This is a genomic window from Vibrio sp. CDRSL-10 TSBA, assembly GCA_039696685.1.
Classification (GTDB): domain Bacteria; phylum Pseudomonadota; class Gammaproteobacteria; order Enterobacterales; family Vibrionaceae; genus Vibrio.
Genome location: CP155565.1, coordinates 1098718 through 1114659, shown reverse-complemented (window position 1 = coordinate 1114659; position 15942 = coordinate 1098718). Strand labels below are relative to the sequence as shown.

General features: G+C 49.6%; 10 protein-coding genes and 5 pseudogenes. 7 read left to right on the top strand and 8 right to left on the bottom strand.

Going from position 1 to position 15942, the window contains the following annotated elements:
- Positions 1 to 58 precede the first annotated feature (58 nt).
- Positions 59 to 1177, bottom strand: a complete 1119-nt coding sequence (locus ABDK09_05540; protein XAW87662.1) for a mechanosensitive ion channel family protein — start codon at positions 1175 to 1177, stop codon at positions 59 to 61.
- 221 nt (positions 1178 to 1398) lie between these two features.
- Between ABDK09_05540 and ABDK09_05535 the strand changes: the two are divergent.
- Positions 1399 to 2062: pseudogene (locus ABDK09_05535) on the top strand (TrkA family potassium uptake protein).
- Positions 2059 to 3427 (top strand): annotated as a pseudogene (locus tag ABDK09_05530) (TrkH family potassium uptake protein). Before ABDK09_05535 ends, ABDK09_05530 begins: the two co-directional pseudogenes overlap by 4 nt.
- A gap of 39 nt (positions 3428 to 3466) precedes the next feature.
- Here the strand turns inward: ABDK09_05530 and ABDK09_05525 are convergent.
- On the bottom strand, positions 3467 to 3853 hold the full coding sequence (locus ABDK09_05525) for a DUF2850 domain-containing protein (GenBank protein XAW88472.1): 387 nt from the start codon (positions 3851 to 3853) through the stop codon (positions 3467 to 3469).
- A gap of 437 nt (positions 3854 to 4290) precedes the next feature.
- Between ABDK09_05525 and ABDK09_05520 the strand changes: the two are divergent.
- Positions 4291 to 4573: pseudogene (locus tag ABDK09_05520) on the top strand (pyrimidine/purine nucleoside phosphorylase).
- A 293-nt stretch (positions 4574 to 4866) separates the two neighbouring features.
- Here the strand turns inward: ABDK09_05520 and ABDK09_05515 are convergent.
- Positions 4867 to 5715, bottom strand: coding sequence for a pirin family protein (locus ABDK09_05515; GenBank protein ID XAW87661.1), 849 nt, complete (start codon positions 5713 to 5715; stop codon positions 4867 to 4869).
- A 382-nt stretch (positions 5716 to 6097) separates the two neighbouring features.
- Between ABDK09_05515 and ABDK09_05510 the strand changes: the two are divergent.
- Positions 6098 to 6392: pseudogene (locus ABDK09_05510) on the top strand (hypothetical protein).
- Here ABDK09_05510 and ABDK09_05505 read toward each other — a convergent pair.
- Both ABDK09_05505 and ABDK09_05500 read right to left on the bottom strand, forming a co-directional pair.
- Positions 6358 to 7428, bottom strand: a complete 1071-nt coding sequence (locus ABDK09_05505; GenBank protein XAW87660.1) for a GGDEF domain-containing protein — start codon at positions 7426 to 7428, stop codon at positions 6358 to 6360. The pseudogene ABDK09_05510 and the gene ABDK09_05505 sit on opposite strands and share 35 nt — an antisense overlap.
- Before the next feature lie 370 nt (positions 7429 to 7798).
- Entirely contained in the window at positions 7799 to 8695 is an 897-nt protein-coding gene (locus ABDK09_05500) for a LysR substrate-binding domain-containing protein (protein XAW87659.1), read from the bottom strand.
- Positions 8696 to 8787: 92 nt separating this feature from the next.
- Between ABDK09_05500 and ABDK09_05495 the strand changes: the two genes are divergently transcribed.
- Positions 8788 to 9705, top strand: coding sequence for a DMT family transporter (locus ABDK09_05495; protein ID XAW87658.1), 918 nt, complete (start codon positions 8788 to 8790; stop codon positions 9703 to 9705).
- A gap of 34 nt (positions 9706 to 9739) precedes the next feature.
- Here the strand turns inward: ABDK09_05495 and ABDK09_05490 are convergent, their stop codons facing one another.
- Positions 9740 to 10816, bottom strand: a complete 1077-nt coding sequence (locus tag ABDK09_05490; protein ID XAW88471.1) for a DUF3541 domain-containing protein — start codon at positions 10814 to 10816, stop codon at positions 9740 to 9742.
- Between the two features lie 187 nt (positions 10817 to 11003).
- Positions 11004 to 11613, bottom strand: a pseudogene (locus ABDK09_05485) (alpha-ketoglutarate-dependent dioxygenase AlkB).
- Between the two features lie 127 nt (positions 11614 to 11740).
- On the opposite strand from ABDK09_05485, the gene ABDK09_05480 reads away from it, so the two are divergent.
- Complete coding sequence (locus ABDK09_05480; GenBank protein XAW87657.1) at positions 11741 to 13105, top strand: diguanylate cyclase; 1365 nt, start codon at positions 11741 to 11743, stop codon at positions 13103 to 13105.
- A gap of 479 nt (positions 13106 to 13584) precedes the next feature.
- On the opposite strand, the gene ABDK09_05475 is transcribed toward ABDK09_05480, so the two are convergent.
- Positions 13585 to 15105: a DUF3612 domain-containing protein gene (locus ABDK09_05475; protein ID XAW87656.1), complete on the bottom strand. Its 1521-nt coding sequence runs from the start codon at positions 15103 to 15105 to the stop codon at positions 13585 to 13587.
- A gap of 161 nt (positions 15106 to 15266) precedes the next feature.
- On the opposite strand from ABDK09_05475, the gene ABDK09_05470 reads away from it, so the two are divergent.
- Positions 15267 to 15845 carry a hypothetical protein gene (locus tag ABDK09_05470; protein XAW87655.1) on the top strand — a complete coding sequence of 193 codons (579 nt, stop codon included), beginning with the start codon at positions 15267 to 15269 and terminating at the stop codon, positions 15843 to 15845.
- The last annotated feature ends 97 nt before the right edge of the window (positions 15846 to 15942 follow it).

Sequence of the window (15942 nt, the reverse complement as noted above, 5' to 3'; positions counted from 1 at the left end):
AATCGCCCCTGTCCGGGGCGATTTTTTTTACCTGCATACTGGCAAGGCCGACTCAGGTTTAACGTGGATCTTCTACCGAATCACTCAATACCTTGTCGGGTTGTGGCGACGGACTGCCGGGATCAATCATCAGGGTACGGGTCGGGAAGGCCACATCGGCACCGTGCTGGCGCACAATTGCCATTACCTTCAACAGCACATCCTGCTTAACTTCATGGAAGCGAATCCAGTTGATGGTTTTGGTAAAGGTATAAATAAAGAAATCCAGCGAGGAAGCCCCAAAGCTATTGAAATTGACGATCAGGGTCTGATCTGCATCGATATCCGGGTGATTTTTCAGCATTTCACGCACATCGTTGATGACGCGTTCTATTTTGTCGGCATCCTGATAACGTAGCCCTATGGTCTCATGAATGCGGCGGTTGAGCATCCGGGACGGGTTCTCTACTACGATGTTGCTGAACACCGAGTTAGGCACATACAAGGGACGCTTATCAAAGGTACGGATAATGGTCATGCGCCAGCCGATGCGCTCCACGGTACCTTCAATCTGGCGATCCGGAGAGCGGATCCAGTCGCCGACTTTAAACGGACGGTCAAAATAGATCATCAGTCCGCCAAAGAAGTTTGACAGCAGGTCTTTGGCCGCCAGACCCACCACCAGGCCGCCCACGCCACCAAAGGTCAGCAGTCCTTTGAGACTTAGGCCGAATGCCTGCATGATCGACAACAATCCGGTCATGATAAACAGTAATCGCACCACTTTCGATACCGCTTGCACTGTCGTTTCATCATGGACCCGTTGCAGCAGCAAGTGACGTTCGACTTCACTGACCAGGCGCAACAGAATCCAGACAAAAATGGCAATCAGCATCAGCTTCTTGCTGTTTTGCAGCCAGTTGAATTTGGTCTGGAAGTGGTCATCCAGCAGCAGTCCGAGCGAAATCGTGCCGGGCCAGCACCAGATCAGGGTACTGATGGGAGTTTTCAGTGCGTGCAGCAGCAGATCATCCCAGTGAATCCGGGTTTTCTCGGTCAGGTTAAACAGGTAGCGGTAGGCCAGGCGCCATATCCCCCAAGCCAGAAAACTGGCCAGAGTGATCAGGAGTACGCTGTTGTCCCAGTCTTTCAGGTAAGGGGATTGTTCAAAGCGCAGGATTAGTTCGTCAATGCTCATGAGAGTGCTTGTGTGAGTAAAAGTGAAAGGAAAAGTTTTGCCGCACAAACTACCAGAAAAGCTCGCTATTCTCTATACATGACATGCGGCGGACATTGTTGTTGTGCTCAGGATTGGTATATAACTTTGGTATGTAAAATGAACAATTTAGCGTTTTAGCACTCTCTATTTCTGGCAGAAAGAAAACTCTGCATGACGTCGGATTGGCACAAGGTAGAAGAATGAAGATTCGTGATAAGCAGTTTGCAGTGATAGGTCTGGGGCAATTTGGTTTGTCGGTGTGTGAGGAGTTGATGGAAGCGGGCGCTCAGGTACTGGCGGTGGATATTGATGAAGACAAGGTCAAAATGGCGCTCAATTTTGCCACCCAGGCCATTGTTGCCAACTGCACCCTCGAAGAGACAGTGTTTGAACTCAAGCTGAAAGAGTATGACATGGTGCTGATTGCGATTGGCGAAGATATCAATGCCTCAATTCTGACTACTTTAGTGGTCAAAGAATCCGGTGCCAAATCGGTGTGGGTGAAGGCGAACGATAAGTATCACGTCAAAATACTGCACAAAGTCGGTGCCGATCACGTGATTATGCCTGAACGGGACATGGGCATCAGGGTTGCGCGTAAGATGCTGGATCGCCGGGTTTCTCGAGTTTATCGAACTCGGCAGCGGGCTCGCCCTGACCGAGGTGGTCATTGGCTCTCAGATGATGGGTAAAAGCATCGGTGATATGCCGGTTTATCATCAAAAAGGCATTCAGGTGCTGGGATTTAAACGCGGACCGGAAGTGACTAGCTCTCCTTCACTGGATACTGTGCTGGAAATCGGCGATATGTTGATTGTGGTCGGCCCGCAGCAGACCCTGACTAAGCAGTTGCAGAACTTATGATACAGCATGAACGCAGCGGGATATTTTATACCCCGGATCAGGACAAAAAACGGCGTCAGGGCTCGGAGCCGAAAATCATTCTGCTCAGCTTTCTTTCGGTGTTAGTGCCGGCGGCCGTGTTGCTGACGCTACCGGTGTTTTCTAAAACCGGCCTTAGCTTTACCGATGCTCTGTTTACCGCGACTTCCGCGATCAGCGTGACCGGTCTTGGTGTGGTCGATACCGGCTCTCATTTTACTCTGGAAGGCAAGATTTTGTTGATGTTGCTGATGCAGATTGGCGGTTTGGGGCAAATGACATTGTCAGCCGTATTGCTTTATCTGTTCGGGGTGCGACTGAGCCTCAAACAACAGGCGATTGCTAAAGAAGCGCTCGGACAGGATCGCTCCGTCAACCTGCAGCATCTGGTCAAGCGAATTATTATTTTTGCCCTGATTGCCGAAAGTATCGGATGGCTGCTGCTGTGCTGGTATTGGGTGCCGAAAATGGGCTGGGCAGAGGGCATGTTCTATGCGTTATTTCACGCTGTATCGGCGTTTAATAACGCTGGTTTCTCGCTGTTTTCAGACAGTATGAGTGCTTATTCCGGTGAGCCGATGCTGTTGCTGACACTGGCAGGACTGTTTATTTTCGGCGGGCTGGGATTCACTGTCGTCGGCGATTTGTGGATGCATCGGCGCCACGGCTGGCGTTGCTTTAGCCTGCATACCCAGATCATGCTGGCAGCAACTGCGTTTTTACTGTTGGCCGGGACGGTACTGTTCTGGCTGCTGGAGCATAATAACCCTGCGACAATGCAAGCTTTGCCGGTCTGGCAGCAATGGCTGGCAGCCTTTTTTCAGTCTGCTACGGCGCGCACTGCCGGATTTAATAGTATCGATGTGACGCAGCTCACTCAGCCTGCGATGTTGATTATGATCATGCTGATGTTGATTGGTGCCGGTTTCTACGTCAACCGGTGGCGGGATAAAAGTCTCGACGTTTGCCGTGGCGGTGGCAGCGACCTGGGCATTCTTGCGCCAGAAGAAACACGTGGTGATGTTTCAGCGTACCGTGAACTGGCCAACGGTGACTAAATCGCTCGCCATCATTGTTGTCAGCGGGGCTTTGCTGACGGTGGCGATGTTTCTACTCATGCTGACAGAGCAAGCCAGTTTTGAACAGGTGCTGTTTGAGACAATATCTGCATTTGCGACAGTGGGGCTCAGCGCCGGATTGAGCGCTCATTTATCCGAGCCGGGTAAATACATCCTGATTGTGGTGATGATCATCGGCCGTATTGGTCCGCTGACGCTGGCTTATATGCTGGCTCGTCCGCAGGCAAGTCTGCTTAAGTATCCCGAAGACGACGTGCTGACGGGTTAAGCTCTGTTTACACCTGGAGGTGGGAATGCCTGCTCTGTTTCACTCTTCACTAAAATGGTCGGACAGCGCGGCACGACGCACCTGACCGCCGACCTGATCATCGCTGACGGTATGTTCATAGCCTTGTTTGATAAAGCGTTGCGCAGGCAGTTCGGGTTCGAGACGCTTGAGCTGTGGCGAGTTAGGGGTTCCAGCCATCTGATAAAGGCTGATACCACCGCCGGTTTTGACGGAGATGGTTTTACCGTCAAATTCAAATTGGGTGCTGACCATGCGACCGTTGCGGAATACGCCCTGATCGCTGAGGGTCAGAACATCAGTCTGATAGGCGGGCGTACCAATTTCGATCCAGGTGCCGTAAACGTGGCTTTGGTCGACATAATCACGGTAACTGACCAGGATCAGGGCGGCAAATCCACCGGCCATGGCACACAGTCCGAGCCAGAAAAGCGCTTTGGTGGCTATACTGCCAAAGCGCGGCCCGGCAGGGCTGTTTTCCGCTCGATTTCCTTGATTACCTGTCGCCACGCTGTTTGCTCCCGTGCTGACTCTGTTTGAAGAAATATCCTTAAATTCGATGTGAGATAGAGTGTCTGAGTGGCTGCCGCAGAGCAAACTCCTCGCATCAAAGAATGATCCTTATTCCAAATTGTCGGCTATGAAATGCCGTAATTGCTTAATACCCCTGGCTAACTTATTTGCATACCTGAGGTTAACTGATCTGCCGCAGCCTGTTTTATGCGGTAGTGATGGCAGTCGGCTGTTATAAAGCATGGTTTACATCTTGTGTAATGGTCAAACTTAGGTTAAAAACAGTCAGCTAACACAGGTTAGTGATGAATACACTTTGACAAGGAAGAAAAATGATTAAGGAAAACACCTATTTCGACGGGAATGTAAAATCTCTGGCTTTTCAGCAGGAATCAAACACCATCAGTGTGGGTGTGATGTCTGTCGGTGAGTACACGTTCGGCACAGGTGCGCCGGAAACGCATGACAGTAGTGAGCGGTGCGCTGACTATTAAACGTACCACTGATGCAGACTGGCAGACCTTTAACGCAGGCGAAGCGTTCGATGTTGAAGGTGATTCATCGTTTGATGTAAAAGTGGCAACAACTACCGCTTACTTGTGTGAATACCTGTAATAAGTAGTTGGTGGTTGGGCCGAGCTTTGCAGATTCTGCCCGCTGGCCATCAATTGGCGTGTCCTGTTTGTCGTGACGGCTCCGTTTTGGCACAGAAGTGAGCGCCAATAAAAATGCCACACTCGTAATGAGTGTGGCAAAAACAAAAAGGAATGGCAGTGGATATTCACTTTTTGTGTCGAGAGCTGAGACCATGTAGGCTCGGCAAAACAGTCAATCAGGAAATCAGTTAATCACTTACGCTTTTAAGCACTTCTTTGGTCAATCAACATCTGGGTTGATTGATGTTTCGATTAATACGTCTCAAAAATACCGCTGTTGTAATCGTTAATCGCCTGCTCAATTTCATCGATGCTGTTCATGACGAACGGACCGTAATGGACCACTGGCTCATGAATCGGCTCACCGTAAAAAATCAGTGCGCCGCTGGATTGCAGGGCAGCCAATTCTGCGTGATCGCCATGCGTTAACATCGCCATCTCACCTTGCTTGACCAGATGACCATCAATATTAATCGCCCCTTGGTAGACGTACACCATCATGTTGTAGGTCTCAATGGTACGCATGGCCAGTGACTGGCCTGTACCTGCACGCCAGTCTGCGACGGTTGCTGGTACACCGGTTTGTGTCAGCGGCCCCTGCAATTGGTCACCATTGGCATTGATATCCCCGGCTAATACGCGCAGTAAGCCCAGTGTCTCTGTACTATGTTCAGTGATGCTTTCCGGCTGAAAATCATGGTAGCGAGCCGGGATCATCTTGTCGCGAGCCGGTTGGTTAATCCAAATCTGGAAACCGTGCAGATCGCCGTCTTCCATAATCGGCATTTCGCTGTGAATCACACCGCGTCCAGCCGCCATCCATTGTGCGCCGCCACTGCGAAGCTCGCCGACATTGCCCATATGGTCACGATGCTGAAAGTGTCCCCGCATCATATAAGTCAGGGTTTCGATACCACGATGCGGATGAGGTGGAAAACCACCGACATAATCGGCGCGGTCATCGGATTTCAATTCATCTACCATCAAAAATGGAGAGAAACTCGCGTTGTTAAATCCTGCAACACGACGAATTTTAACGCCGTCACCGTCTGAGGTGGCTTGTGCAGGGATCAACTGTCGAATGGCTCTTGCTTTGCTCATGGTTCTTCTCCGTTGGTAGAACATGGCGCAATTGTAGTGCAGTGCACTAGAAAGAGGAGCCGTTACAGTTGAGGCAGTCATTCAAGATATTTGAACAACCTTGTGAATGATGCGGATTTTTATCTCTCAACTATACTTAAATCAGCGGTTTTTTAAGCACAAGAATAGGTTTTACCCACAAGAATAGATTTGATTAACGCGGCTGTTTGGCGAGGCACTAAGCCCTGAAAGCCCGTAATGCTTGTGATTGATGTTTTGCGTGTCATCACGTGTTATAGCGCAGTTATTTTTGGTCAATGATTTGGACTTAGTTTGAAATAATATGCTGTAACAAAATCAGTGGATGACGACCAACGAGATAGAGAATAGTGAGGAGGTCACTATGGCTGTACTTCCCAAACATACTGATCAGAAACCCGCGTTATGACCCGGACAAAGACTTAACGCTGGATCAACTGCAACGTTTTACCCGTGCGGCGAATCATGCGGAACAAAAGCGAGAAGAGCAGAGACAGCTTGAAGAACCCTCGATCGTGGAAGTTGCCCGCAGAGCCAGGCGAGTCGCGATGCGCCCGGTGATCAAGCCCAAACCTGATAAACCTAATACGGCCCGTTATGCTATCTGGCTGGTGGTGTTTGCTATCACTGGCTTGTGGTTGATGTACATGTCTGCCTGACCGCGCGCAGAGGTGTGACTGTGTTGTGAGTTATCGCGCCTTCGAGAGAATGCGTTTCAGATAATGTATGGTAATAGCAATACTGATTCTTGCCATGATGCTTGGCGGCATACATCGCCTTATCTGCGCAGCGGGTCAACTCTTCCAGGGTATTGGCGTCGTGCGGAAACAGCGCGGCACCGGCACTGACGGTGAGCTGTTTAAACAAGGTGCGGTTCTCTTCTTGTAGTTTGTCATGAAAAAGGTGGCTGATACGCTCAAGTATATGGTCGAGATCGATTTTATTCTTTACCCCATAAAGCAGGATGACAAACTCATCGCCGGCAAAGCGCGCAATGGAATAGTCGTCCTGTTCTGTCCCCCGATCGCGGTGTCGGACGTTATTTTTCAGGCGTTGAGCAAAGTGTTTCAACACCTGGTCGCCTATCTGATGACCATAACTGTCATTAATTGTTTTGAAGTTATCGATATCAATAAATACCAGAGCCGTCAGTGACTTCTGGTCTATTTGTTGCTCCAGTTTGCCTTTAGCCCAGTTCTCAAAACTCCAGCGATTCGCCAGGCCGGTCAGGCGATCGGTGTAGGCCATATCTTCCAGCCCTTCCTGATAAAGTGACTGAATATATTCTGCCGCCTGAGTGTATAAGTAGGCGCAAATATTACAGATAATGCTTAGCACCAGCAGACTGATGATCAAGCGATCGGCAGCCATCGCTTCTCCGCCAAGGCCGGGATGACGGCTATAGATGGCCAGAGTGCTTAACAGGCAAAATCCGCCACTGAGCAGCAGGCCAACAGGGAAGCGGTTGATGAAAATGATCGTGGCGATGATCGGGTACAGCCAGAAAAGTCGGTTGGGGTGGAGTTCTCCCATCGAAAAAAGCATTACCGCCTGGGCCAGAAGTACCGCAGTGAGCACATAGCCAGCCAGACTAAAAGAGTGTTTGCGAGAATAGAGCAGACTGCTACCGACAAGGAGCGAACAGACAATGTTAAAGCCCAGATACCACCAACTTTCATTTGCAGCGTCGAGCACTGTATACAGCACCAGCACGAGTACTGTAAGCAGAGAAACTTATCTGCACAATTTGTTGTTTACGTATCTGGCCCAGTTCTGCCATCTCTCTGAGTCGACTCCCGACCAGATTACCCATGGGTATCATATCCTTATGTTGTAAACCCGCTCGATTAAAGTCTAGATTAGATTTTTTTGTCTGAAGCAAGGTATGAAAAAAAGGATGTGACTTAATTCAACCTTTGAACAATTAGGGATATTTACGTCTAGGAATAAAGATATTAAGGGAAGGGGATGCCCGGCGCTGATACCTGATTTGGCTGAGCACGAATTGTGCCGGACTTTAATCCAATCTTACTACGCCTGTGAACTTACTACACCTGTGAACTCGCTAGGCCTGTGAAAATTCCTGTGTCAGCCAGGTGCGCAGTAACATGACGCTTTCAAGAGTCAGTTTGTCTCTCTGGCAGGCAAAATAAAACCCCTGCTTCGGATGCACGGTAACCTGGCCGATTTCAGTCAGCAGACCATGCTCGATCTCTTCGCGCACAAACTGGCGATGGGTAACAAACACACCCAGTTTGCGCATCGTCGCCTGTACAGCCTGAGCGGAGGTGGTAAACGTCAGGTTTTTATGCTGTTTGGGCAGTGAGACCTGGTTGGCATTGCACCATATTTTCCAGTCATCCTGACGCCGGGTGTTGGCGGCAAAAATGGCCGGGTAATGCCGAATGACCGACTCTGTGCTGGTGTCGGCCAGTGCCTGAATTAACTCCGGATGTGCGACCAGACTGAGTTCGTCATCAGCCAGTTTTTCACAATAATAGTCCTGCCATTCCTCTTTGATACCGTGGATCAACGCCACATCAACGCCTTCGGCTTCAAGTGAAAAGACACCGGTCAGGGTCGAGATGCGGATATCAATTTCCGGCGCAAATTGCTGGAATTTAGGTACGCGCGGGATCCACCAATGCAACGCCAGAGAGTTAATCATGTTGAGAGTGAGGCGGTTTGGGGTATTGCTTACCAGCATGGATTCGGTTGCATCGACAATCTGTTCCAGTGCCGGGGCGATCTGGCGGTAATATTTTTTACCGGCACTATTGAGGGCCACACTGCGTCCGATCCGGTTAAACAGCGGCTGATTGAGCTGACTTTCAAGTGACTTAATCGCCTGGCTTACTGCTGAGTGACTGACATTGAGTACCTGTGCCGCTTCAGTCATGCTGCCGGTTTCGGCCACAGCGATGAATGAGTACAGGGATTTAAGAGGCAGTAGTTTTCGCATATGTAAGTTTTTCTAACAGGTTTGGTCAATATTACTCGTTATTTTTTCCGCTGTCACTGACGTAATATAAGCGCCAGATGAAGGAGAATTCCATGCCCAACAAATTATTACCTGTGGTGTTTATGCTGTCGTCAACCGCCAGCCTGTCCATCACAGGTTTACTGACCAAGTACCTGACCACTGTATTACCACTCAGTCTGCTGAGTGTGCTGCGTTTTGCCATTCCGTCACTGATTTTGCTGGTGTTTCTGGCGTTGACTCAATTGCGTATGCCAACGCGCAATATGTACAAGCCGCTGGCGATGCGGGCATTGTGCCTGGCTGCGTGTCAGCTCTGTTTCATCTATTCGCTGCAACATTTAACGCTGGTTGAAAGTGTGGTGTTGTTCAGTACCGGACCGCTGTTCATTCCGTTGTTAGAAAAACTCTTTTTTGGTGTTCGCATGCCCTGGACGACGTTGGCTGGGTTAGTCAGTACGTTTACTGGCGTGGTGATGTTGTCCGGCAGTGTCGGACATGTCGAGTGGCGTCCGGAGTTGATGTCAGGCCTGTTGGCTGGAGTGCTTAACGCGGCGTCTCAGCTGTGTCTGTATCGGGTATCGAAAAGTAACATGCGCTCGGTCGATATCAATCTGTGGAGCCTGGGTATCGCCTCGATTGTTTTGTTGCCGATGCTCGCCTTGGTGCCATGGCAAGCTGCGGCCCAATTGACCTTTAACCCGCAAGTCTTGGTGATTGCCGGTTCGTTGCTCGCGGTTTCCCTGTTGGTGATTAATACGCAGATCTTTCGTTCCAAGGCGTATCGACTGGCTGAGTCCGGTTCTCAGTTGGCACCGCTGATTTTTACGAATCTGCTGTTCTCAGCGGTGTTGCAGGTGGTGTTTTTCGATGTGCAGTACAGCCCGGTTCAGAACCTCGGACTGCTGCTGATTGTTGTCGCGACCATGATGACCAATGTCTTACCAATGCTGTGGAAAGCGGCCACCGCTCACAAACTGCATTCCGCCTGAGACGTTACTTCTGTTCCTTTTCTATTGGGGCGCTTTATTGGATGGCCGGAGTGGGGCTGGGAGCGACCTTGGCCGGTTCCAGTCCAAACGGCAAGTCGGCAAAAATGTCCGGCTGATGGGCGAACGTTGGTACTTCATGTACGCCCTGCCAGTCGAGCAGCATAATCGCCAGCACATTACGGTGTTCACCCCGGGCAAGGTTGGTGCCACCTCTGACGGAAGGCACCATACCCGCTTCTTTATTCACTGCCTGAACGATGGCCTGGCGGGTCTTTTCGACCACCGGATCATCATCCAGCCCTGCGAGTAAGAAACTGATGCCCACTTCGGCAATCACATCTTCTTTGGCATGCTGCAATATGGTATCGATATTGGCGCGCAGGTAATCGTATATCCACTGATGCTGCTGTTCACTGACCAGATGTTGATAGTATTCAGAATCGGCGAAGATAATGTGTGTCATGCCATACAATTTATTTTCAAATTGCTGTGGTGACAGGTCATCATCCTCACTATCCGGGTATGTGGCGCGAAACGCCTGAATAAACTTATTGACCACATCTTGTTCGCCTAATTGACGTAGCCAGTAAACCTGATTGGCCAGCTGAGCGGCCCAGGCCCGGATCATTTCCGGATTGGTGGCATAGTTGCTGAAGTCGTAGCGACGGATGATCTTCCTGAACAGCTGATCGGAGCGATGTTTGAGGCCATATTCATTGGCCCTGGCCATGCTGCCGAGTAAATCAAGGCCAAGGTAGAGATATTCCGGGGTATGTTTCGATACTGTGTAACGCAATTTGGAACGAATCGACGGGTCTTTACTATAGCTGGCCAGCTTTTGTTGCGAATAGAGGTAAATTTGCTCGGGGGTATTCACTTCAGCCGCAAAATAATTGAGCTGACTGGCCACTCTGGCCATGTCACTCCACACCGCTGCGGCGTATTTGTCATCAAGCGTCTGGCGATACATTCTCAGGCCATAATGACCTTCCTTAAAAGCGGGCAGTGTGTACAACTGACTTTCAAAGGTATTTCGAATCAGATCGGCAGTGTAAGCATAATTGTCAACCGACGCGCTATTACTTTCATTGGCGCTGTCTGACTGAGCCATTGGCGCGGCAAGCGCCGGATATGGCAGCAGCAGCGCTGCAGAAAGTATGCTGATTAGGTAGGAACGAGGTAGCAACATAGTAAGCCTGAATATGACCATTCATGACCACTAAGCATAGATGATAGCCCGAATGTGAAGTGAAACTGATGTCAGGCTTGTGTAAAAAAACGCAGCAATATTGAACCTTCTAAGGGTAAATATGGCGAAAAGTCAGATTGATACGTGGTTCTCTGGGCTTTGCGGTTTTTGGTACACTATGCTGCCAGTAGTGCTGAGTAGGGCCTGCCATCACCAGCAGTGAGCCGTGCCCAAGTGGCAGTTCGAATTTTTCTTTGCTGTGTAGATGCTTTAACATAAAACGACGGGTTTCACCGAATGACAACGAGGCAATGACAGGCTGATGGCCCAGTTTCCGGTTCGTTGTCCTGATGCCAGCCCATAGAGTCTTGTCCATCGCGATACAAGTTGGCCAGCACTGAATTAAATGATGAGTGTGCGGCTCGTTCACATTGTTGGCGCAGCGTCTTCAGGGTCGGAGTCCAGGGTTTGGGCGCCATAGTCAGCCCTGAATAGGTATAACTTTGATCGCCATACCAGGCTTGCAGGCGCGGCTGAAGGACCCTCTTACCAAACAGAGTGATGGCTTCTTGCTGCCAGTCGAGTTCACGCATCAGTGCGGACTGAATCTCGCTCGCCGCTGCCTGAGGAAGAAAATGCTCGATCCACAGCAAACGTCCATCCGCAATATCGATCCATTGCGGGCTGTCATCAAATAATCCTGATGTCTCTTTTTCCATAATTTATACAAACAAAATAACAATTTAAGTGTGGATTTAACGACTGATTTGTTTATTCTAAATGTTGTAGTCTCATAAAGCCCGCTATAACGGGGCGGCTCGTACACAGTAACAGGAGATAAGCGCGATGACTCTGACCTCAGGTAAACGAATGGGTGTCCGTGCGCTGCTTGTTATTTTTATCCTCTCCTGCATTGCCATCATAGAAACACTACAGAATTATCAGCGTACTTACATGCGTGACGGGTTACAAGCCGGCGCGCGAGAAGAGTTGTCTCTGATTCGTTATCGTCTTGAAGCCTCCATTCTGTCCGATATCTATTCAGCCAACAGTTTGTCGACGCTGGTCACTCTGCGCCCTGACTCCACGTTGCAGGAATGGGATGAATTGGCCAGACATGTCATGGGCGAAGTCAGTCACGTTAAGGTTATTGGTCTGGCGCCGGATGATGTGGTCAAATTTGTCTATCCGCTGAAAAATAACCAGTCCGTGCTGGGATTGGATTACCGCACTATTCCCAGTCAGTGGGATTCGATAGTGAAAGCCCGCCAGTTGAAGAAGATTTTCATCGCCGGACCATTTGATTTGGTTCAGGGGGGGCGCTCGCTTATCGTGCGTGTGCCGGTTTTTACTGATCCGCCGGCCAATACCCGCTATTGGGGAGCCTGTAGCCTGGTGCTCGACTGGGAGTCTTTGCTCGCAGAATCGGGGATCGGCGAATTAGAGCAAAATTATGATGTGGCGATTCGTGGTGCCAATAGCACCGGAAGCCACGGCGACCTGTTTTACGGCGAACATGAGACCTTTCAGCAAGCCGTTGCCACTGAGACGGTGCGTTTTCCTTACGGCAGCTGGCAGCTGGCTGCGCGTGAAAAAAAAGATCCTCTCGTTAAGCTTGATAGTTATCAGCGTAACCTGGTTCGTTTTATCGGCTATCCGCTGATGCTGTTGCTCACCATTGCGTTTGTGATCATTTACCGCCTCTATCGCTCGGCGGACATTCGAGCCATGTACGATGAGATGACCCATTTACCCAATCGGCGCTATTTTATTTTTACTCTGGAGCGTTTTTTTGAACATGCGCAAAAGTCCGGTAAAACCGACAATTTCGCTTTGCTCAATATCGATCTGGACAAGTTTAAACAGATCAATGATACCTTTGGCCATGCTGCTGGTGACAAAGTGTTGGTGGAAAGTGCCCGGAGAATGAAATCTGTGCTGCGCGGCTCGGACGTTGTTGCCCGGATTGGCGGCGACGAGTTTTTGGTTTTATTACCGCGAATCGCTAATTTTGATGATGTGAGCTTCGTTATTCAGGCCATTGATAATGAGCTGTGCCACACTCCGGTCATCTATGAAGGGCAGAGCATTGATTTAAGAGTCAGTATCGGCCACGCTGTGTTCTCAGAAGGATTCTGCGATCCTGATGCGATGCTCAAGCGTGCCGATGAACGTATGTATAATGCGAAACGCCGCCATCTGACCGATTAGAGCTGGTTCGACCGTCTCTAGTTGCTTTGTTTGCATTTCTTAGGCATGGTTTGCATTTCTTAAATATGGTTTGCACTTGTTAAGCTGGCTTGCGTTTCTTCAGCTCCGTCTTAGCATACTTTTCTGCGCTTCCCGCAATATGCAATTCTATTGTTAGTGTTTAGTTGCTCATTAGCTTTGCATATTGCAATTATTTGCAAATCGCAATTGTATTATGACATCAGTTGTAATGAAATCGTTCTATTTTTCACCGCTAACCCCGTATTTAAAGCATTTTATAAGTTGGCACGCTATGTGCTTTATATACATTGACCCTTTTAAGCCGAGGGTCACCTAGCCAACTGACGTTGTTAGTGAACCATCTTGTTCACATCTATATATAGCCAACCGCCTTTATTGCGATTGGCTTTTTTTTGCTCTTTTCCCGACAATTAACTCATTCAAATGAATCTATTAGCTGGCCGGATATGGTGTGGCTTTTACTCTTCGCCACCACATTTTGCATAGCAGCTTGGCTGACGCGGACAGACCGCACCACGTGAGCAAATCAAGCGCGCTTCATTTTCAATCCCACGTTCAATCCAGTTGATATTAAGAATTTTTGCGATAGTAAGTAAATCTTTCTTAATTGCGCCCGGAATCACCGTACTCCCGCCGTGACTGACGCAAGACGCTTTCAGCTCTTCTGCAATGGCCAGTGCATCCCCGCCTTGCGCTGCAATGGCGGGGTTGAGATCAATGCCTGCGCACAACACCCGGTTGTTGCCGGCAGGATCGGTCATGTTAACCGATTCACAGCAGTAAATGCGCGGCTCGTCGCCGACGTTGAGAATAGAGATCTGTGCGGAGCTGTCCGGTTGAGGCTCAGACAGGCGACGGAAAACTGCCCAGTGCTGACAGGGGTCGTTAACTTTGCGCATATTACCCCAGGGCAGAGGGATACCATTCCCACGATAAACCGCTTTAAGCTTTCCTTCGCCGTAAGCATCGAAATAGTGCCAGTACGGATAGGGGGATACGACCGTCATACGGCGCATCGCGACTGACGGTGACACGCCGGCTTTGAGGTGCACATCAATCTCATAGCCATTGCGGTCGAGCAGTTGGCGGAACGGGACTTTCGGGCACAGCAGGGCACCGGCATAAAAGCTCGATTCAAAGTCTCGCCACGCCTGCAGAATGTCCTGTGAGTTCAGCTCTGAAGTAGGCTGGCTGTCTTGCTCTTCCCAGCCTTGCGTGTGGCCGACCGTGAGCACGCTTTTCAGGCCGTCTTTGCTATGCAGCACATTGTGGCCAATGTAGACCGCCAAGTCATATTTAAGCCGTGTCGGGTGCTGGCGCAGGATTTCATTGAGATAAATGGTGCCGGGAGGTTCAAAAAATGAGGTGATAAGCTGTTTGGCACTCACCCCAAGCTCGTCCACCACGTCACGCGGGGTACGCTGCACCCAGCGAATATTCAGCCCCAGGCTTTTGGCGATATCGAACAGATCTTCCACCGCCAGATTCAGACGTTTGAGCCCGACCTCTTCAGCTGCACGTTCCAAATCGGGGAAATGGTTCTGCAGGCTTTCCTGGTGAGCACGGATCAGCAGATGAGCAAACTGGCGGCCGGTAATGCCGGTTTGTGACAGCATTTCTGGTATGGCAATCTGCAAAATGTCGTTCGAGAACAAAAAGCTTGGCTCCAGAGCCATGCCGCTAATCCCGCCGCGGTTACCTTTGTCCGGGGTGATGTCGGCCTGCTCCGGCTCGTCATCGAGAAACCAGGCTGGATCTTTTTGAAATACATTGGCGATCACCTCAAGCATTTCCACACTCGGTACCCGCTTGCCCCGTTCAATCATCGACAAGTAGGACACGGATGGCGCGTACTCCGGATTGACCCGAATACAGCGTGCGGAGAGATCCTCCATCGTTAAGTGATTGCGTTTTCTCAGGTTTCTGACTTTAGTTCCAAGAAAATGAGATTGTCTGACTAAGCTTTTTGACACGGCCATTTTGTAAAATTCACATTGTAAAATTTTTGTTGTGAAATTGTAGTAAAAAATCCGCTAGTCTACCAAATAAGCAAGTCACAAACTGGAAAACAAAAATACTTAACCAGCTTGATGTGAATGCGCAGGACGAAACATTTTGGGTTATCCATGAGGGAAAGACGATGAATATGCTGACATTCGATAAAACAGAAATCCAACAACAACCAAAGCCATTTATCGCTGAAGCTGTCTTCGCCGTCGAGACGATCAGCGCTGATAAACAGTGTGAAAAACAAGCCAAAGCCAAACAGTTGCTTGACCGCCTGTTTCCGCTGGAAAGTGGCTCTCACCAGGACGTGACCAGCTACATGATTGATTACAGTCACGTACTGGCCTATTTCAAAGACGGCACACACAGCGGATTGAAATATCCGAAACACTTTGTGGCGTACACTGGTGGAAAAGACAATCCGTGCTCGATCCTGCTGCGTGATGGCAGTGGCTGCCATGTTGAAGTGTTGCTGGGCTGCATGAAAGGAACAGGCTGTGTTGAGTTGGTGGAAATAGACGATATTCAGCTTGAGACCTGCACTACCTTCTGTCAGATGTGTGATGAAACTGAACCGACCGCGGGGATGCGCCACTGGATAAGCCTTATCAAAGGAGACGAGCGTGGCCGACCACAGGCGTGCAGTGAGGATAAAGAATATACGTCGAAAAGCGGAGAAGACTACTGCCTGAGCTACTGTTTTAATCTGTGACAGCAAGGTTCGTGGTGAACAAGGTTTTGCGGTAAACAAGGTTTGGCGGTGAAAAGCCGCATAGCTATACAAATCCGCACAATGGTTATCACAGCAA